Origin of the sequence: Promicromonospora sp. NPDC050262 (genome assembly GCF_040655935.1) — a bacterium.
Classification (GTDB): domain Bacteria; phylum Actinomycetota; class Actinomycetes; order Actinomycetales; family Cellulomonadaceae; genus Promicromonospora.
In genome coordinates this window covers 14,161-28,932 of sequence record NZ_JBFAKX010000019.1, presented here as the reverse complement: position 1 = coordinate 28,932, position 14,772 = coordinate 14,161, and the positions used below count along the sequence as shown (strand labels likewise).

Genomic DNA, 14,772 nt, shown 5'->3' with positions numbered 1-14,772 from the left:
CCGCGCGGGGCGCGGGCCCGACCGGCCGATCCGGCGGTCCCAGAGACCGTAACCCTGCCGTTATCAAATGCAAGCCTATCCGCGAAATACACCTTGGAAACGTCGGGATAGATCCTTAAATATCCCAAATGTTCCAGGGTGAAAATGGCGTGCTCAGTACCAGCCGATCTCCACGGAGTGCGCCCAGGCACCGCACGGCGTGCCGTAGCGGCCGGAGATGTAGCCCAGCCCCCACTCGATCTGGGTGGCCGGGTTCGTGAGCCAGTCGCTGCCCACCGTGGCCATCTTGGAGCCCGGGTTCGCCTGGGCGATGCCGTACGCCTCGCTGCTGGGGTTGTCGGCGTTCCAGCGCCAGCCGCTCTCCTTCTGCCAGAGCTGGTCGAGGCACGAGAACTCGTCGGCGCCCCAGCCGCGCTCGGCCGCCATCGCCTGGCCCAGGGCCCGCGCGGAGCCCGGGTCCACGGGCGCGGTGGCCACGTCCATGGTCCCCACCACGAGCACCTCGTTCACAGGCTCGCGGGTGACCTCGCGGTCCACCACGGTGCGCTCGACGACGGCGCCGCCCACCGTCTTGACCTCGTACGTCACCTTCGCCTCACCGGCGACGCCGGCGGTGCGGATCGACTCGTAGCCCTCGGGGAGGCTCGCGTCCTCGACCGTCTCGGTCTCGAACGGCACCACCTCGGTCACCGTGCGCGACGACGACGCGTCGCGGCTGACCATGATGATCATCCCGTCCACGGCTGCGGCGTCGAGCGGCACGGACGTGACGTCGCCGTCGGCCAGCGCGATCCCGGCCTCGTCGAACACGGAGCGCACCGTCGACCGGGTGGTGCTGAACTCCAGCACCGAGCCGTCCACGGCGATGTTGACCTTCTTGACCGTGGAGAACCGGACCGGGTCGCGGCCGAGCTGCGTGGTCCGGGAGGCCGTGGCGAGGGCGCCGTCGCCGCGCGGCCCGAGGGCCGCCAGCAGCTCGCCGACCGTGCCCGCGGTGGTGCGCAGCGTGATCACCTGGCCGTCGAGCTCGACGGTGACGTCCCGGCTGGTGCGGACCACCACGGTGTTGCCGGGGCCGACGCCGGACGCGGCGGCGGGCTGCACCACGTCGTCGGGCTGCAGCTCGATGTTCTGCGACGCCAGCGCCTCGGCGACCGTGTCGCCGTAGACGCTGAGCGTGCGGACGTCGCCGTTGTAGTCGATCGTCAGGGTCGTCGCGTTGGCCGTGTACATGCCGGCCACGCCGACGAGCACGCCGACGACGGCACCACGAACCAGCCAGCGGGCCGGTCTGCTCGCGAGCCACGGCCGTGCGTACCTCACCACGAGCACCAGACCGTAACGGAACAAACCTCGCAGCAAAAGGCGTGGGGATATGAAATCAAATGCCGCTTTCTTCGCCCCAATGCGCCATTCTTACCAGCTACCGTAGACGCGCTCCGAGCTGGCACTGATGTCCGCGCACAGCACCGCGAGGTCTTCCCCCAGGTGGGCCGCCATGTCGCGCACCGTGTGGGCCGCCGCGAACGGGGCGTTCGGCTGCCCCCGGTACGGGTGCGGCGTGAGGTACGGGGCATCGGTCTCCAGGAGGATCAGCTCACGCGGCGCCACGGCCAGGGCGGCGCGCAGGTGGTCGTTGGCCTTGAACGTGACCGGTCCGGCGAACGACAGGTACCAGCCGTGCTCGGCGCAGACGCGGGCCATCTCGGCGTCGCCGCTGTAGCAGTGGAAGACGGTGCGCTCGGGCGCGCCGTCGGCCAGCAGGACCTCGATGACCTGGGCGTGCGCGTCCCGGTCGTGGATCTGCAGGGCCAGGCCCAGCTCCTTGGCCAGGGCGATGTGCGCGCGGAAGGCGTCCCGCTGGGCCTGCTCGCCGCGCGGGCCCGTGCGGAACAGGTCCATGCCCGTCTCGCCGATCGCGCGGATGCGGTCGTTGCCCTTGGCCAGGTCGGCGATCTCGGCGACGGCGTCGTCCAGCCCCACCGCGTGGCGTTCCTCCGGCTCGGGCGTGAGCCCGTCAGGCCCCACCTCGTCGATGCCCGCGTGCAGGGTGGCCTCGTTGGGATGGATGGCGACGGCGCCCAGCACCCGGGCGTCCTGGCGGACGAGGGTGTCGGTCCAGCGCGCCGACGGCAGGTCGCAGCCCACCTGGACCACTCGGTCCACGCCCGCGGCCGCGGCCTGGTCCAGGTGGTCCGCGGCGGACGGCGGCCAGGCGCCCCGCTCGCCCGCCGGCGCCGTGCCGGGCAGCACCGCGGCGATGTGGTCGAGATGTGTGTGGTTGTCCACGACCGGGACCGGCAGCGGCTCGGGGGCGGCCGGGAACCCGCGCTCGCGTGTGCGCTTCGCCATCGTCGGTCGCTCAGGCCGCCGTGTCGTCGAGGCGCGGGAACAGGGCCGCGCCCTTGGTCACGGTGGTGCCCGCAGGGAGTGCGCCGAACGTCGCCGCGCCGTCGAGCGGCTGGGCGTCGAGCGCCCCCAGCGAGGCCTCCGCACCGAGCAGCTCCCAGAGCCCGGCCGCCGCCTTCGGCGTGATCGGGTTGAGGAGCACCGCCAGCGACCGCAGCGCCTCCGTCGCGGTGACGAGCGACGTCGCGAGGCGCCCGCCGTCGACCCCCGCGCCGGACTCGTCGGTCTCGCCCGGCTCCTTCGCGAGCTTCCAGGGCTGCGTGTCGGCGAGGTAACCGTTCGTGGCGTCCACGAGCGTCCAGACCGCGGAGACCGCGTCGTGGATGGCGAGCCGGTCGATCGCCGCCTCGGCGTCGGCCACGGCCTGGGCCGCCACCCGGGCGAGGCTGGTCTCGGCGTCGGTGAGGGCGCCCGGCGTGGGCAGGGAGCCGCCGAAGTACTTGCCGATCATCGCCGCGGTCCGGGACGCGAGGTTGCCGAACCCGTTGGCGAGCTCGCCGTTGTAGCGGGCGGTCATGTCCTCCCAGGAGAACGAGCCGTCACCGCCGAACGCGATGGTCCGCATGAAGTAGTAGCGGAACGCGTCCGAGCCGAAGGTGTCGATGATGTCGGCCGGCGCGATGCCCGTGAGCTTGGACTTGCTCATCTTCTCGCCGCCCACCAGCAGCCAGCCGTGCGCGAACACGGTCTGGGGCAGCGGCAGGCCGGCGGCCATGAGCATCGCCGGCCAGATCACCGCGTGGAACCGCAGGATGTCCTTGCCCACGAGGTGCACGTCGGCCGGCCAGGTCCGGGCGAACTGCTCCTTGCGCTCCGGGTCGTCGCTGTCGAGGCCCACGGCCGTGGCGTAGTTGAGGAGCGCGTCGAACCAGACGTAGAGCACGTGGGACGGGTCCCACGGGATCGGCACGCCCCAGTCGAACGTCGAGCGCGAGATCGACAGGTCCTGCAGCCCCTGCCGCACGAAGCTCACGACCTCGTTGCGGGCCGACGCCGGCTGCACGAACTCGGGGTGCTCGTCGTAGAGCGCGAGCAGCCGGTCCGCGTACGCGCTCATCCGGAAGAAGTAGTTCTGCTCGGAGAGCATCTCGACGGGCGTGCCGTGGATGGCGCACACCTTTTGCCCCTCGTACTCCCCCGTGCCGTCGAGCAGCTCGCCCGGCAGCTTGTACTCCTCGCAGTCCACGCAGTACGGGCCCTCGTAGGAGCCCTCGTAGATCTCGCCCTTGTCGTACAGGCCCTGGAGGAAGGCCTGCACCGCGGTCTCGTGCCGCGCCTCCGTGGTGCGGATGAAGTCGTCGTTGCGCACGTCGAGGGTCTTCAGCACCGGCTTCCAGGCGGTCTCGACCAGCCGGTCCGCCCAGTCCTGCGGGGTCACGCCGTTGGCCTCGGCGGTGCGCAGCACCTTCTCGCCGTGCTCGTCGGTGCCGGTGAGAAACCAGACGTTCTCCTGGCGCTGGCGGTGCCAGCGCGTCACGACATCGGCGGCGACCGTCGTGTACGCGTGCCCGATATGGGGGGCATCGTTCACGTAGTAGATCGGCGTCGTGAGATAGAAGGACTTCTCGGCTTCCGGCATGGGTCCATGGTAGGTGCGCGGTCCAGCCCGATCGCAGCGCCCGGGGCGCTGCGGCGGCGCCGTGGTGACGCCGTGACGACACTCGGCGGGCGGCACTCAGCGGACGACGGCGGGGTCGATCTCGTCGGCCCAGTCGAGGAAGTGCTCGACGATCTCCTGCCGCCAGGCCTCCCCCACCTCGTACGCCTCGAACGACTCGGGGCTCTTGCCCTGGACCGAGCGGAACCGGTCGGCCAGCATCGCCCGGTCGAACGGCAGCGACTCCTGCTCGTCCCCGATCGCCAGGACCTCGTCACGGGTAAAGCGCCCGGAGCCCATCACCGCATCGATGTCGATGAAGTCACGCGTCTCACCCCGGGACCACAAGGCGCTCATCTTTCCGGCCACGGCATCACGGACGTCGAGCACCGGTCCGACGGCCAGCTGGGAGGGTTGGAACGCGCGGTAGTTCGCGCCGATCTGGACGTCGCTCGACTCGCCCGTGACGGGATCGGTGACGTTGACGTCGGCGAACGTCCGACCGATCAGGTTGTCGCGAACGTCCAGGCCGGCGGCCAGGAACGCCGCTCGAAGCTTCGCCACCGAGACCACGAAGACATCGGGCTCGAACACGTTCGTGAACAGGTCCACGTCGTTGGACGGCCGGTCGCCGATGCCGTTCGCGGAGATCGCGTAACCGCCGGCCAGTGCGAAGCCATAACCCTCCAGCGCCTCCAGGCCGATCGTGGCGAGGCGCTCGTGGAACGGGAGCATCAGGCGGCTCCCGTGACCCTCGACCGGGCAGCCAGCTCAGGGAACTTCGACTCCCAGACCGTGCGACACCGACCGGGGAGGTTGAGGAACGGCCAGAGACGCACCAGCTCGGACCGGTTCAGGACAGCCCGGTGGTCCGGCACGAAACCGTCGCGGACGGTCGCGCTGTACAGCTCCAGCTTCCGCGCCCGCCGGCCGAGGTCGTACGTCGGGTCCAGGCTCGTGTCGATGTGCGGCCCCACGGTGACGATCCCCGTGGTCGGCCCCCGCAGCTCGTCGAGGGACTCCGGGGTGACGTACGGGATGTGGTCGGCGTAGACGTAGCCGCGCGGCACCGTCCGGTACCCGCCGGGCTCTGCGGACATCCTGTTCACCCCTCTCGATCGGCAGTGGTTCGAGCCTACGACGTGGCCCCTTCCCGCCGGCCAGGATATCCACAGCCCTAGACGTCTGCCAGTGGATACCCCGCCGGTCGTCCCCGGGCTTCCTCACCCGCCAGGTGTCAGCGTGACCCGCAGCAGCCGGTCGTCGACCGGCCGGCCGTCCTCGGTCGCGGGTTCGCCGCGGCCGTCCGTGTTGCCGGTCAGCACGTACAGCTCGCCGTCGTTCCCGGTCTGGACCGCGCGCAGCCGCCCGTACTCCCCGGCCAGCAGCTCCTGAGGCTCCCCGAAACCCGGGCTCTCGCCGCCGGCGACGTCCTGTGCCGTGCCGAGCAGCGGCACGCGCCACAGCCGCTCCCCGCGCAGCGCCGCCAGGTACACGGCCTCGTCGGTGACGGCGATACCCGACGGCGACGCCTCCGACGTCGGCCACCAGGCCACCGGGTCGACGAACCCGGCGCGCTCCCCCGGACCCTCGACGTCGGGCCAGCCGTAGTTGCCGCCCGCCTCGATCACGTTCAGCTCGTCCAGGCGGTCCTGCCCGAACTCGCTCGCGAACATCCGGCCGCTCGCGTCCCAGCCCAGGCCCTGCACGTTGCGGTGCCCCAGCGACCACACCGGCGAGCCGGGGTCAGGGTTGCCCGGCGCGGGTTCGCCGTCGGCCGTGATCCGCAGGATCTTGCCGCCCAGCGACTCCGGGTCCTGCGCGTTCGTGGGGTTCCCGGCGTCGCCCGTCGCGACGTACAGGTACCCGTCCGGGCCGAGCGCGATCCGCCCGCCGTTGTGGTTGGAGGCGCTCGGGATGCCGTCGAGGATCGTGGTGACGTCGCGCAGCGTCATGTCGTCCAGGTCGAGCTCGGCGCGCAGCACGGCGTTGTCCTCGGCGCCTGTGCGGTACAGGAAGACGGTGAACGTCGGCCCGGTGTCCTCCGGGTCGACGGCGACGCCGAGCAGACCGCCCTCGCCCCCGGGCATCGTCTGGTCGGCCAGCTCCTGGGCGCCGCCGGACGCGTCGAGCGGCTCGACGTCGCCGTTCGGGTGCACCACGGCGAGCGCCGCGTCGTCCCGCGTCGTGACCAGGAACCGCCCGCCGGGCAGCGGGGCGATGCCCCACGGGACCGGGAGCTCCTGGGCCACCACCTCGGCCTCGGCCGTCACCTCGCCGTCCCAGGGATCCGCACCGTTCGAGGGATCCGTGCCTGACGGCGCAGCCGTGCCCGACGACGCGCTCTCCGACGCGGACGGGCTCGGCGACACGACGCCGGGCTCGGCCGACCCGCTGCACCCGCTCACCCCCGCGACCAGCACGAACGCGGGCAGAACCAAGGTCAGCAGGTGCCGGCGCACTCCGGCGTCAGTGTCCACTCCCCCATCCAAGCACCCCGCCCGCGACGGGGTGCGGCGTGGCGATCGGCGGTTCGTCGGGCGATCGGCGTTCCGGGGTGCCGATCATGTGACGAACTACCGATCACCACGGGCTACCTCGGCAACCAGCGGAGTGGAAGAGTGAGGTTCATGAGCCTTGCCGAGTCCTCGCCCGAGCTGCGGGCCCTCATCGTCGTCGACGTGCAGCCCACGTTCTGCGAGGGGGGTGAGCTCGCCACGGAGGGCGCGAACGAGATCGCGCACCGCGTCGCCGCCTACGCCGCCGCCCACCGGGACCGGTACACCACCGTGGTGACCACGCAGGACTGGCACATCGACCCGGGCGAGCACTTCAGCGACACCCCGGACTTCGTCGACTCGTGGCCGCCGCACGGCGTCGCCGGCTCGCCGAACGCCGAGCTGCACCCCGCGCTGGCCGACCTCGCCCCGGACGCCAAGCTGCTGAAGGGCCAGTACTCGCACGGGTACTCCGGCTTCGACGGCGCGGACGAGCACGGCCGCAGCCTCGCCACGGTCCTGTCCGAGGCCGGGGTGACCGCCGTCGACGTCGTGGGACTCGTGCAGTCGCACTGCGTGAAGCACACCGCGCTCGACGCCCGCCGCGCGGGTCTGCACGCCCGGGTGCTGACCGACCTGACGATCCCGGTCTCGCCGGAGCAGGGCGAGGCCGCCGAGAAGGAGCTGACGGCCGCCGGCGTGGACCTCCGCGACTCCTCGGCCCTCTGACGCCGCCCCGGCACCGGGCCGAAGCCGGCCCCGGCTAGATCCAGCTCGGGAGCAGCATCAGCCGCTGCCAGTACTCGTACGGCACCGGCATCGCAGTCCAGATCGGGTAGTAGAGCACGCTCACGCCCACGATCAGCACCACCAGCGCGGCGGCCAGCCAGCAGACGATCCGCCGGTCGGCGCTCCTGCGCGGCGTCCGTTCGAGCCCGACCGCCAGCACGTAGACGAGCGTGAGGATCACGAACGGCGTGAACACGATCGAGTAGAACGTGAAGATGGTGCGGTCCGCGAGCGGCCACGAGTAGAGGAACCACGGCAGCCAGCCCGCGGCGATGCCCGCGAGGGCGGCGGTGCCGCGCCAGTCCCGGTACCTGATCACGAGCACCAGGACCACCGGGATCGCGAGGGCGCCCAGCCACCACAGCAGCGGGTTGCCGAGCGACGTCACGGCGGTGGCGCAGTCGCCCACCGAGTCTGCCGGGCAGGGGCCCTGGCCGGGGGCGAACTTCTCCCAGAAGAACGACGTCGGCCGCCACTGCACGATCCAGCCCAGCGGGTGCGAGGCGTAGTTGTGGTCCGAGTCCAGGTTGGTGTGGAAGTCCCACATCATGTGGTGGTACTCCCACAGCGACCGGCCGGCCTCCCAGGCGCCCTGCGCCCAACCCCAGTCCGGCCACCAGCCCGGCGGCGTCACGCCGTTCACCACCGCCCAGTCGCGCAGGTACGACTTCGGGTGCGCGAACCAGGCCGACCACGACGCGACGTACACCGCGACCACGGTGGGCAGCATGACCAGGGCGGCCGGGACGGCGTCGACCACCAGGGCGTCCTCCCACCACCGCCCGATGCCCGCCGTGCGGCGGGCCGTGAGGTCCCAGACCACGGTGAGCAGGCCGAACGCCGCGACGAAGTACAGACCCGACCACTTCACGCCGCAGGCCAGACCCAGCGACACGGCCGCCGCGAGCCGCCACCACCGGAACCCGAGCCGTGGCCCGTACCGGCCGATCGCCCCGCCCGCCTCGACGATCTGCGCCACCCGGTCCGCGAGCCTGCGTCTGGCCCACTCGCGGTCCATCACCAGGCAGCCGAACGCGACGAGCACCCAGAACATGAGGAACTGGTCCAGCAGGCCGGTGCGCGAGTGCACGATCGCCTCGCCATCGACCGCGAGCAGCAGGCCCGCGACCAGGCCGAGCAGCGTGGACGAGAACAGGCGGCGCGCGATCCGCACCATGAGGAACACGGCGACCACGCCGATCACGGCACTCGCGATGCGCCAGGCCATCGGGTCGGTCGCGCCGCCCATGAGGCGCATGCCGATGGCGATCATCCACTTGCCGACGGGCGGGTGGACCACGTACTCGGCCTCGTCGGTCTTGTACGAGCTGACGTCGCCCGCCTCGAACGCGGGGTTGGGCTTGTCGGGCCACGCGGCCTCGAAGCCGAGGCTGGCCAGCGACCAGCCCTCCTTGACGTAGTACGTCTCGTCGAAGACCAGCTTGCCCGGGCGGCCCAGCGCGTACAGCCGCGCCCCGGCGGCGAGCGCCGTCACGACCAGCGCGCCGAAGATGCCCCAGAACCGGTCCGAGGCGCGGCGGCCGAGCGCGAGGCGGCGCTCGCCCAGCAGGTCACGCAGGAGACGGTCGCGCACCGGCGGCTCGGCCGGGGCGACGGCGGGGAACGATCCCGTCGGCGTCATCCGGGCGCCCACCGCCTCGCGGCGCACGTGCGCCCCGTAGGTTCCAGGCAGAGCCTGCTGCACTGCGGCGTGATGCGCTCCGGTGGCTTCAGGCTGCTGAGACACCGGGCCAGCATAGAGCGTGGGACAGTGTGGTTCATGACCGACTCGTCCCCGGTTCCCGGGCCCGCGCCCGAGGCCGGCACTCTCGTCCTGGCCGCCACCCCCATCGGCAACGCGGAGGACGCCTCGCCTCGGCTGGTCCGCCTGCTGGCCGACGCCGACGTGGTGGCCGCCGAGGACACGCGCCGCCTGCACGCCCTCGCCGGACGGCTCGGGGTCGAGGTGCGCGGCAAGGTGACCAGCTACCACGAGCACAACGAGACGGCCCGCGCGGACGAGCTCCTCGACGTCGTCGCCGAGGGCGGCACCGTGGTGGTCGTGACCGACGCCGGCATGCCGTCGGTCTCCGACCCGGGGTACCGCGTCGTGGAGCGGGCGATCGAGCGCGACCTGCGGGTCACGGCCGCACCCGGGCCGAGCGCGGTGCTGACCGCGCTGGCACTCTCCGGCCTGCCGACCGACCGGTTCACGTTCGAGGGCTTCCTGCCGCGCAAGGCCGGCGACCGCTCCCGGACGCTCGGCGCGCTGACCACCGAGCCACGCACCATGGTGTTCTTCGAGGCGCCGCACCGGATCGCCGAGACGCTGGGCGCCATGGCCGCGGCGTTCGGCGACACCCGCCCGGCCGCCGTCGCGCGCGAGCTGACCAAGACGTACGAGGAGGTGCTGCGCGGCCCGCTCGCGGACCTCGCGGAGCGCGCCGCGGCCGAGCAGCTCCGCGGCGAGATCTGCGTCGTGGTCGGCGGGGCTCCGGCCGTGCAGGCGAGCGTGGACGACGTCGTGGGCGAGGTCCTCGAACGGGTCGCCTCCGGCGAGCGGCTCAAGGCCGTGGTCGCGGAGGTGGCCGACGCCGCAGGCGTGGCCAAGCGCGACCTGTACGCGGCGGCCCTGGCGGCGCGCCCCGCCAAGTAGGACGTGTCAGACGTACAGGTCACCCGGGTGACCTGTACGTCTGACACGTGCGGGGACTACCAGTCGATCTGGGGCGTGGGGTGGTAGCTGGCGCCGTCGCGCCGCCAGGCACCCGCCTCGACGGCGATCCGGCGGCGGAACGACTCCCAGTCCTTGGCGCCGGTCTGCGACCAGGCGGCCTCGGCCACCGCCGCGAGCCGGGGCAGCAGCATCGAGAACAGGTGGTCGCGGTTCAGCAGGGTCTCGGTCCAGACCGCGGCCGACACCCCCTCGATCGCCGACTCGGGCAGCCCTTCGATGAGGGTCGCCGGGTCCCAGTCGTAGGAGTCGTGCAGCTCGACGAACGCGGCCCACTGCTGGCCCAGCGGGTGCTCCGGCGTGTACTTCATGTCGAGGTAGGCCCGGTCGGCCGGCGACATCACGAACCTCGCGCCGGCCTGCGCGGCGCGCAGGAACGGCGCCGGGTCGGGCCGGGTGTCCCAGTACTGCAGCACCGTGCGGGGCTCCACCAGGACGGGCGCCTCGCCGCCGGGAGCGCCGGCGTGGTCCGCCGGGGCGTCGTCGTCGTCGGCGTCGGAACCGGAACCGGAGCCAGAACCCGATCCGGCCTCTGCCCCGGCCAGCGCCGCCACGGCCGCCTGGTCGCCGTGCGCCGAGCCGGCCGCCTCCTGCCAGGCCACCGGGATCTTGCCCGCGCCCGCGATGATCTCCTGGCACAGCACCACGAACCGGCCGAACTCCTCGGGCTGCATCACCAGCACCTCGTCGCCGCCGAAGTGCACCCACGGCCCCAGCGTCATGCGCGCGACATCGGTGAACACGTCCCGCAGGAACGGTTCGGTGGTGGGCAGGTCGAAGTGCAGCTTCGAGAAGCCCACCTCGATCCCGTCGTAGGCGTCGGTGGCCTCGCCCGACGGCGTGAGCTCCCCGTAGGCGTGGGTCGCCGCGTTGACGTGCCCGGGGACGTCGATCTCCGGGACGATCACGATCTCCCGCTCGGCCGCGTACTCCTGCAGCTCGCGGTACTCGTCGGCGGTGAGGAACCCGCCGGTCGCGCCCGACACGGCGCCCTGCGACGACTTCTCCGTGAGCGCGGGGCGGGACGGGATCTCCAGCCGCCAGCCCTGGTCGTCGGACAGGTGCAGGTGCAGCCGGTTCATCTTGTACGAGCCCACGAGGTCCACGACCGCCCGCAGGTCCGCGGGCCCGAACCAGTGCCGCACCACGTCGAACGACAGCCCGCGCCAGCCGAACCGCGGCTCGTCGCGCACGACGACGGCGCGCACCTCGAGCGGCACGTCCGTCGCCCCGCCGTCGCCGTCCGCGCCGAACCGGCCCGCGTTGGCAAGCTGCCGCAGGGTCCGGACGCCGTGCAGCAGGCCGGAGCGCTCGGGAGCCGCGACGGACACGCCCTCGGCGGTCACCGTGAGCGTGTAGCGCTCGGAGTTCCGCGATCCCTCGGGACCCGCGGCGGGGTCGACGGTCAGCGTGACAGCCGTGGCGCCGTCCGCCACGACCGAGGCGCCCGCGCTCGTGAGCAGCTCACCCGCGAGGCGCTCGGTCACGGCGTCGGGCGCGTCCACGGTGACGGACCTGAGGTCCAGCACCCCCTCGCCCGCTACGAGCTCGACAGGTACGGGAATGACGGCGTCGGCGACGACGGCCGCGCCGCTGCTCACGGTGGTCACGATTGTTAGGGCCCCTTCGCTCCGATGGATGCCCGCAGTTTCGCAGGTTCAGCCGGCGGAGACCAGGCCCAGGAGCGGTTCGGTGGGCAGGATGCTCGTCGCGTCGGCGGGCACCTCGCTCGGCGCGGACCAGCCGAGCACCGCGTGGGCGGGCAGGTCGTTCGCGACGTCGGCCCAGACGCCGCCGGCCGTCGCCTGGCCCGCGGCCGGGCCCGCCGCGGTGAAGACCACCGCGACCTGCGACGGGATCCGCAGGGCCGCCCGGTCCACGACGGATGCCGCGGTGGACTGGTGCACCTCCAGCATGATCTGCGGCAGCCCCTGCGCGGTGGCGATCCTGGCGAGCCGGTCCACGACCTCCTGGAGCTCCGCCACGGGGACGGACCCCGACTCCGCGCCGTTGCCCGCGACGCGGAACTCGGGGTGCACGGACAGGCCGACACCCGGTCGCGTCAGGAGCGGTTCGAGGTCGTCGAGCTGCGCGGCGAGCGGCTGGACGCCGGGCGCGACGTCGAGCAGCACGATCTGCCCGGCGTCGCGGATCGCCTCGACCGCGGGTGTGAGCAGCTCCAGCGGCTGCTCGTCCACGTAGTCGCCGTCCTCGCCCGGCGCGCTCGACCGCACGCTCGCCGTGACGGTCACCAGGGGCGAACCGCCCAGCACCTCGCCGTTCGTGGCGGCCGCGTTCACGGCGCGGACGGCGTCCGCCGCCGGGTCCGCGATGCCGGCCGGCACGGTGTACGACGTCGAGATGTAGCGGCCCGGGAAGAGCTGCAGCGATCCGTCCGGCAGCGTCGCGCCCGACGTCGCCACGGCGACCTGCCAGCCCAAGTCCTCCGCGGCGCCGAACTCGGCGCCGATCCCGACCACGCCGAGCGGCTTGAGGGCACGGATGGTCTCGACAGTGCCCGCGTGTGCCGCGACGTCGCCGCCGGGCACCTCGACCGGCACGGCGCCGGCCGCCAGGGCGGTGCCGATGGCGGCCTCCTGCCCCGGCTTCGGGTCGACGGCGACAAGGATCTCCTGCAGCAGCTCCGGGTCGGTGACGTCGGGGATCTTCGCGCGCAGCCCGTCCAGGTCGGCCGCGTGCAGGCGGTCGGCGGTCGGCAGCTCGACCTTGGCGTCGTCCTGCTTGTCCGCGTCGCCCTTCCCCGCGTCGCCCTTCCCCGCGGAGGCCGCGGCCTCCGCGGCCGCGCTCAGCGCGCCCGGGTCGAAGCGGACCACGTCGGCCTTGCCCGCGGCCGGCCCCACGTCCGCGACGGCCTGCTCGTCGCCGACGACGACGACCGTGTCCGCCCCGAGCCGTTCGAGCTCGGCCACGACGTTGGTGTCCGAGACGCCACCGTCGGTCAGCAGGACCGGCGCGGTGACGGCGGCGCCGGTGGCCGCGGCGGTCGCGCGCGCGTCGACGTCGTCCGCCGAGGCGATGACCGCGATCGGGGAGGCGTGGAAGAAGGCCTGGCTCGCCGTCAGGGCCAGCTCGGCGGGGTCGGTCGAGTCGAGCACCAGGGCCGGCCCGGAGGGGTCCCTGACCTGGAACTTCTCCCCCGTCTTGCCGTCATCGCCCTCAGCCGTCGGCACGGTACAACCGGCCAGGAGAAGGGCGCCGACCGCGAGCAGAGCCGCGGCGGACGCAGGTCGGTGGTGCGGGACGAATCGGGCGTTCCGGATAACCACGGATGCCATTCTCCCCCACCGGGCGGCGAAGTGAAACCACGGGGTGTGGGCCGACCGAGGTAGACGAACCCGTCAGTACACCTCCGGGTAGACTCTTCTCCTCAGATCATCGGAACGAGTACGAAGGCAGGTGCGCACATGAGCACGACGTCGGCCCCATCCACCCGGGACCGCATCCTCGACGCGGCCACCGAGCTGTTCTACGCCCACGGGATCCGGGCGGTCAGCGCGGACAAGATCATCGAGCGCGCCGGGATCACCAAGGTCACGTTCTACCGCCACTTCCGGACCAAGGACACCCTGGTCGTGGCCTACCTGGAGCGGCAGGCGGCCTGGGAGCGCGGCGCGCTCGACGGGCTGCGCGCGTCCGCCGGTGACGCCGAGGCGCTCCGCCGGTTCGCCGCGAGCGTCGGCACCGAGGCCTGCAAGCCCGGCTTCCGGGGTTGCTCGTTCATCAACGCGGCGGCCGAGTACGCCGAGCCCGGCAGCGAGGTCCGCAAGGTGGTGGCCGAGCACCGCACCTGGTACCGGCAGACCTTCGCCGAGATGGCCGCCGGGCTGGGCGTGGCCGACGCCGAGCAGGCGGCCGACGAGCTGATGATGCTGCGCGACGGCGCCATGCTGTCGGGCTACCTGGACGACCCCGCCCGCGTCGGCAGCGCCCTGGAGCGCGCGATCTTCGCCGTCATCGACGCAGGTCAGGCCGCCGGTTCGCGCGTGTAGCCGCACCCGCTCCGGATCCGCCCGGACCCCGACGAGAGCCCGTCGCCACCTCACCGTGGCGGCGGGCTCTCGTCGTCGGTTGCTTGTGCCGGCCGGTTCGGGTGCTAGTGTAGACGTACTAGTTCGTCTACATGGTCGGAACAGTCGGTTCCCGGCCTCGAGAAGGAGCGCATCCCATGGCTGACAGCATCTACACCGCCGTCGCGACGTCCACCGGCGACGGCCGCGCGGGAGGCCGCGCGGTGAGCGACGACGGCCTGCTGGACCTCAAGCTGGCGATCCCCGCCGACATGGGCGGCCCGGGCGGCGCCACCAACCCCGAGCAGCTGTTCGCCGCGGGCTGGGCCTCGTGCTTCCACAGCGCGCTCAAGGCCGTCGCCGCCGCGAAGAAGGTCACGGTCAGCGACTCCGCCGTGGTCGCCGAGGTGAGCATCCACCCCGGGGACGGCGGTGCGTTCAACCTGAGCGCCGCTCTGCACGTCGAGCTCTCCGGCGTGGACCAGGCCACCGCCGACGGGCTGGTCGAGGCCGCGCACGCGGTCTGCCCGTACTCGAACGCGACCCGCGGCAACATCGAGGTCACGGTCGACGCGACCGTCGCTTGAGCCGGAGGTGCAGCGAAGGGTAGGGGCCGAGGAACGAGGCACCTGCTGAGCCGGAGGTGCAGCGGAGGGTAGGGGCCGAGGAACGAGGCACCTGCCCGCAGCGGAACCGCAGGCTCAGGCGACCGACAAG

The 14,772-nt window shown here is 72.6% G+C and carries 13 protein-coding genes; 4 read left to right on the top strand and 9 right to left on the bottom strand.

Annotated elements, in window-relative coordinates:
- Positions 1 to 153 precede the first annotated feature (153 nt).
- From AB0I29_RS22915 to AB0I29_RS22890, 6 genes are all read right to left on the bottom strand, one after another.
- Positions 154 to 1,323 carry a ubiquitin-like domain-containing protein gene (locus AB0I29_RS22915; RefSeq protein WP_357486102.1) on the bottom strand — a complete coding sequence of 390 codons (1,170 nt, stop codon included), beginning with the start codon at positions 1,321 to 1,323 and terminating at the stop codon, positions 154 to 156.
- Between the two features lie 93 nt (positions 1,324 to 1,416).
- Complete coding sequence (locus AB0I29_RS22910) at positions 1,417 to 2,352, bottom strand: TatD family hydrolase (protein ID WP_357486100.1); 936 nt, start codon at positions 2,350 to 2,352, stop codon at positions 1,417 to 1,419.
- 10 nt (positions 2,353 to 2,362) lie between these two features.
- Positions 2,363 to 3,988, bottom strand: coding sequence for a methionine--tRNA ligase (gene metG, locus AB0I29_RS22905; protein ID WP_357486098.1), 1,626 nt, complete (start codon positions 3,986 to 3,988; stop codon positions 2,363 to 2,365).
- A 96-nt stretch (positions 3,989 to 4,084) separates the two neighbouring features.
- Positions 4,085 to 4,741, bottom strand: a complete 657-nt coding sequence (locus AB0I29_RS22900; RefSeq protein ID WP_357486096.1) for a nucleotidyl transferase AbiEii/AbiGii toxin family protein — start codon at positions 4,739 to 4,741, stop codon at positions 4,085 to 4,087.
- Positions 4,741 to 5,106, bottom strand: coding sequence for a hypothetical protein (locus tag AB0I29_RS22895; protein WP_357486094.1), 366 nt, complete (start codon positions 5,104 to 5,106; stop codon positions 4,741 to 4,743). Before AB0I29_RS22895 ends, AB0I29_RS22900 begins: the two co-directional genes overlap by 1 nt.
- A 123-nt stretch (positions 5,107 to 5,229) precedes the next feature.
- Positions 5,230 to 6,486 carry a PQQ-dependent sugar dehydrogenase gene (locus AB0I29_RS22890; protein ID WP_357486092.1) on the bottom strand — a complete coding sequence of 419 codons (1,257 nt, stop codon included), beginning with the start codon at positions 6,484 to 6,486 and terminating at the stop codon, positions 5,230 to 5,232.
- Positions 6,487 to 6,636: 150 nt separating this feature from the next.
- On the opposite strand from AB0I29_RS22890, the gene AB0I29_RS22885 reads away from it, so the two are divergent.
- Complete coding sequence (locus tag AB0I29_RS22885; protein ID WP_285105674.1) at positions 6,637 to 7,233, top strand: isochorismatase family protein; 597 nt, start codon at positions 6,637 to 6,639, stop codon at positions 7,231 to 7,233.
- Positions 7,234 to 7,267: 34 nt separating this feature from the next.
- Here the strand turns inward: AB0I29_RS22885 and AB0I29_RS22880 are convergent, their stop codons facing one another.
- A complete protein-coding gene (locus AB0I29_RS22880; RefSeq protein ID WP_285105671.1) occupies positions 7,268 to 8,998 on the bottom strand; it encodes a phospholipid carrier-dependent glycosyltransferase in 1,731 nt (576 codons plus the stop codon).
- Between the two features lie 75 nt (positions 8,999 to 9,073).
- On the opposite strand from AB0I29_RS22880, the gene rsmI reads away from it, so the two are divergent.
- A complete protein-coding gene (rsmI, locus tag AB0I29_RS22875) occupies positions 9,074 to 9,949 on the top strand; it encodes a 16S rRNA (cytidine(1402)-2'-O)-methyltransferase (protein ID WP_285105669.1) in 876 nt (291 codons plus the stop codon).
- Positions 9,950 to 10,005: 56 nt separating this feature from the next.
- Here the strand turns inward: rsmI and AB0I29_RS22870 are convergent, their stop codons facing one another.
- The gene (locus AB0I29_RS22870; RefSeq protein WP_357486089.1) at positions 10,006 to 11,637 is read right to left on the bottom strand and encodes a family 20 glycosylhydrolase; all 1,632 of its coding nucleotides are present in this window, start codon (positions 11,635 to 11,637) and stop codon (positions 10,006 to 10,008) included.
- 48 nt (positions 11,638 to 11,685) lie between these two features.
- Positions 11,686 to 13,218: a hypothetical protein gene (locus AB0I29_RS22865; protein WP_357486087.1), complete on the bottom strand. Its 1,533-nt coding sequence runs from the start codon at positions 13,216 to 13,218 to the stop codon at positions 11,686 to 11,688.
- Positions 13,219 to 13,452: 234 nt separating this feature from the next.
- Here AB0I29_RS22865 and AB0I29_RS22860 point away from each other — a divergent pair, with 234 nt between their 5' ends.
- Together AB0I29_RS22860 and AB0I29_RS22855 are read left to right on the top strand one after the other, a co-directional pair.
- Positions 13,453 to 14,037: a TetR/AcrR family transcriptional regulator gene (locus AB0I29_RS22860; protein WP_357486085.1), complete on the top strand. Its 585-nt coding sequence runs from the start codon at positions 13,453 to 13,455 to the stop codon at positions 14,035 to 14,037.
- Positions 14,038 to 14,213: 176 nt separating this feature from the next.
- Complete coding sequence (locus tag AB0I29_RS22855; protein ID WP_285105663.1) at positions 14,214 to 14,642, top strand: organic hydroperoxide resistance protein; 429 nt, start codon at positions 14,214 to 14,216, stop codon at positions 14,640 to 14,642.
- Positions 14,643 to 14,772 lie beyond the last annotated feature (130 nt).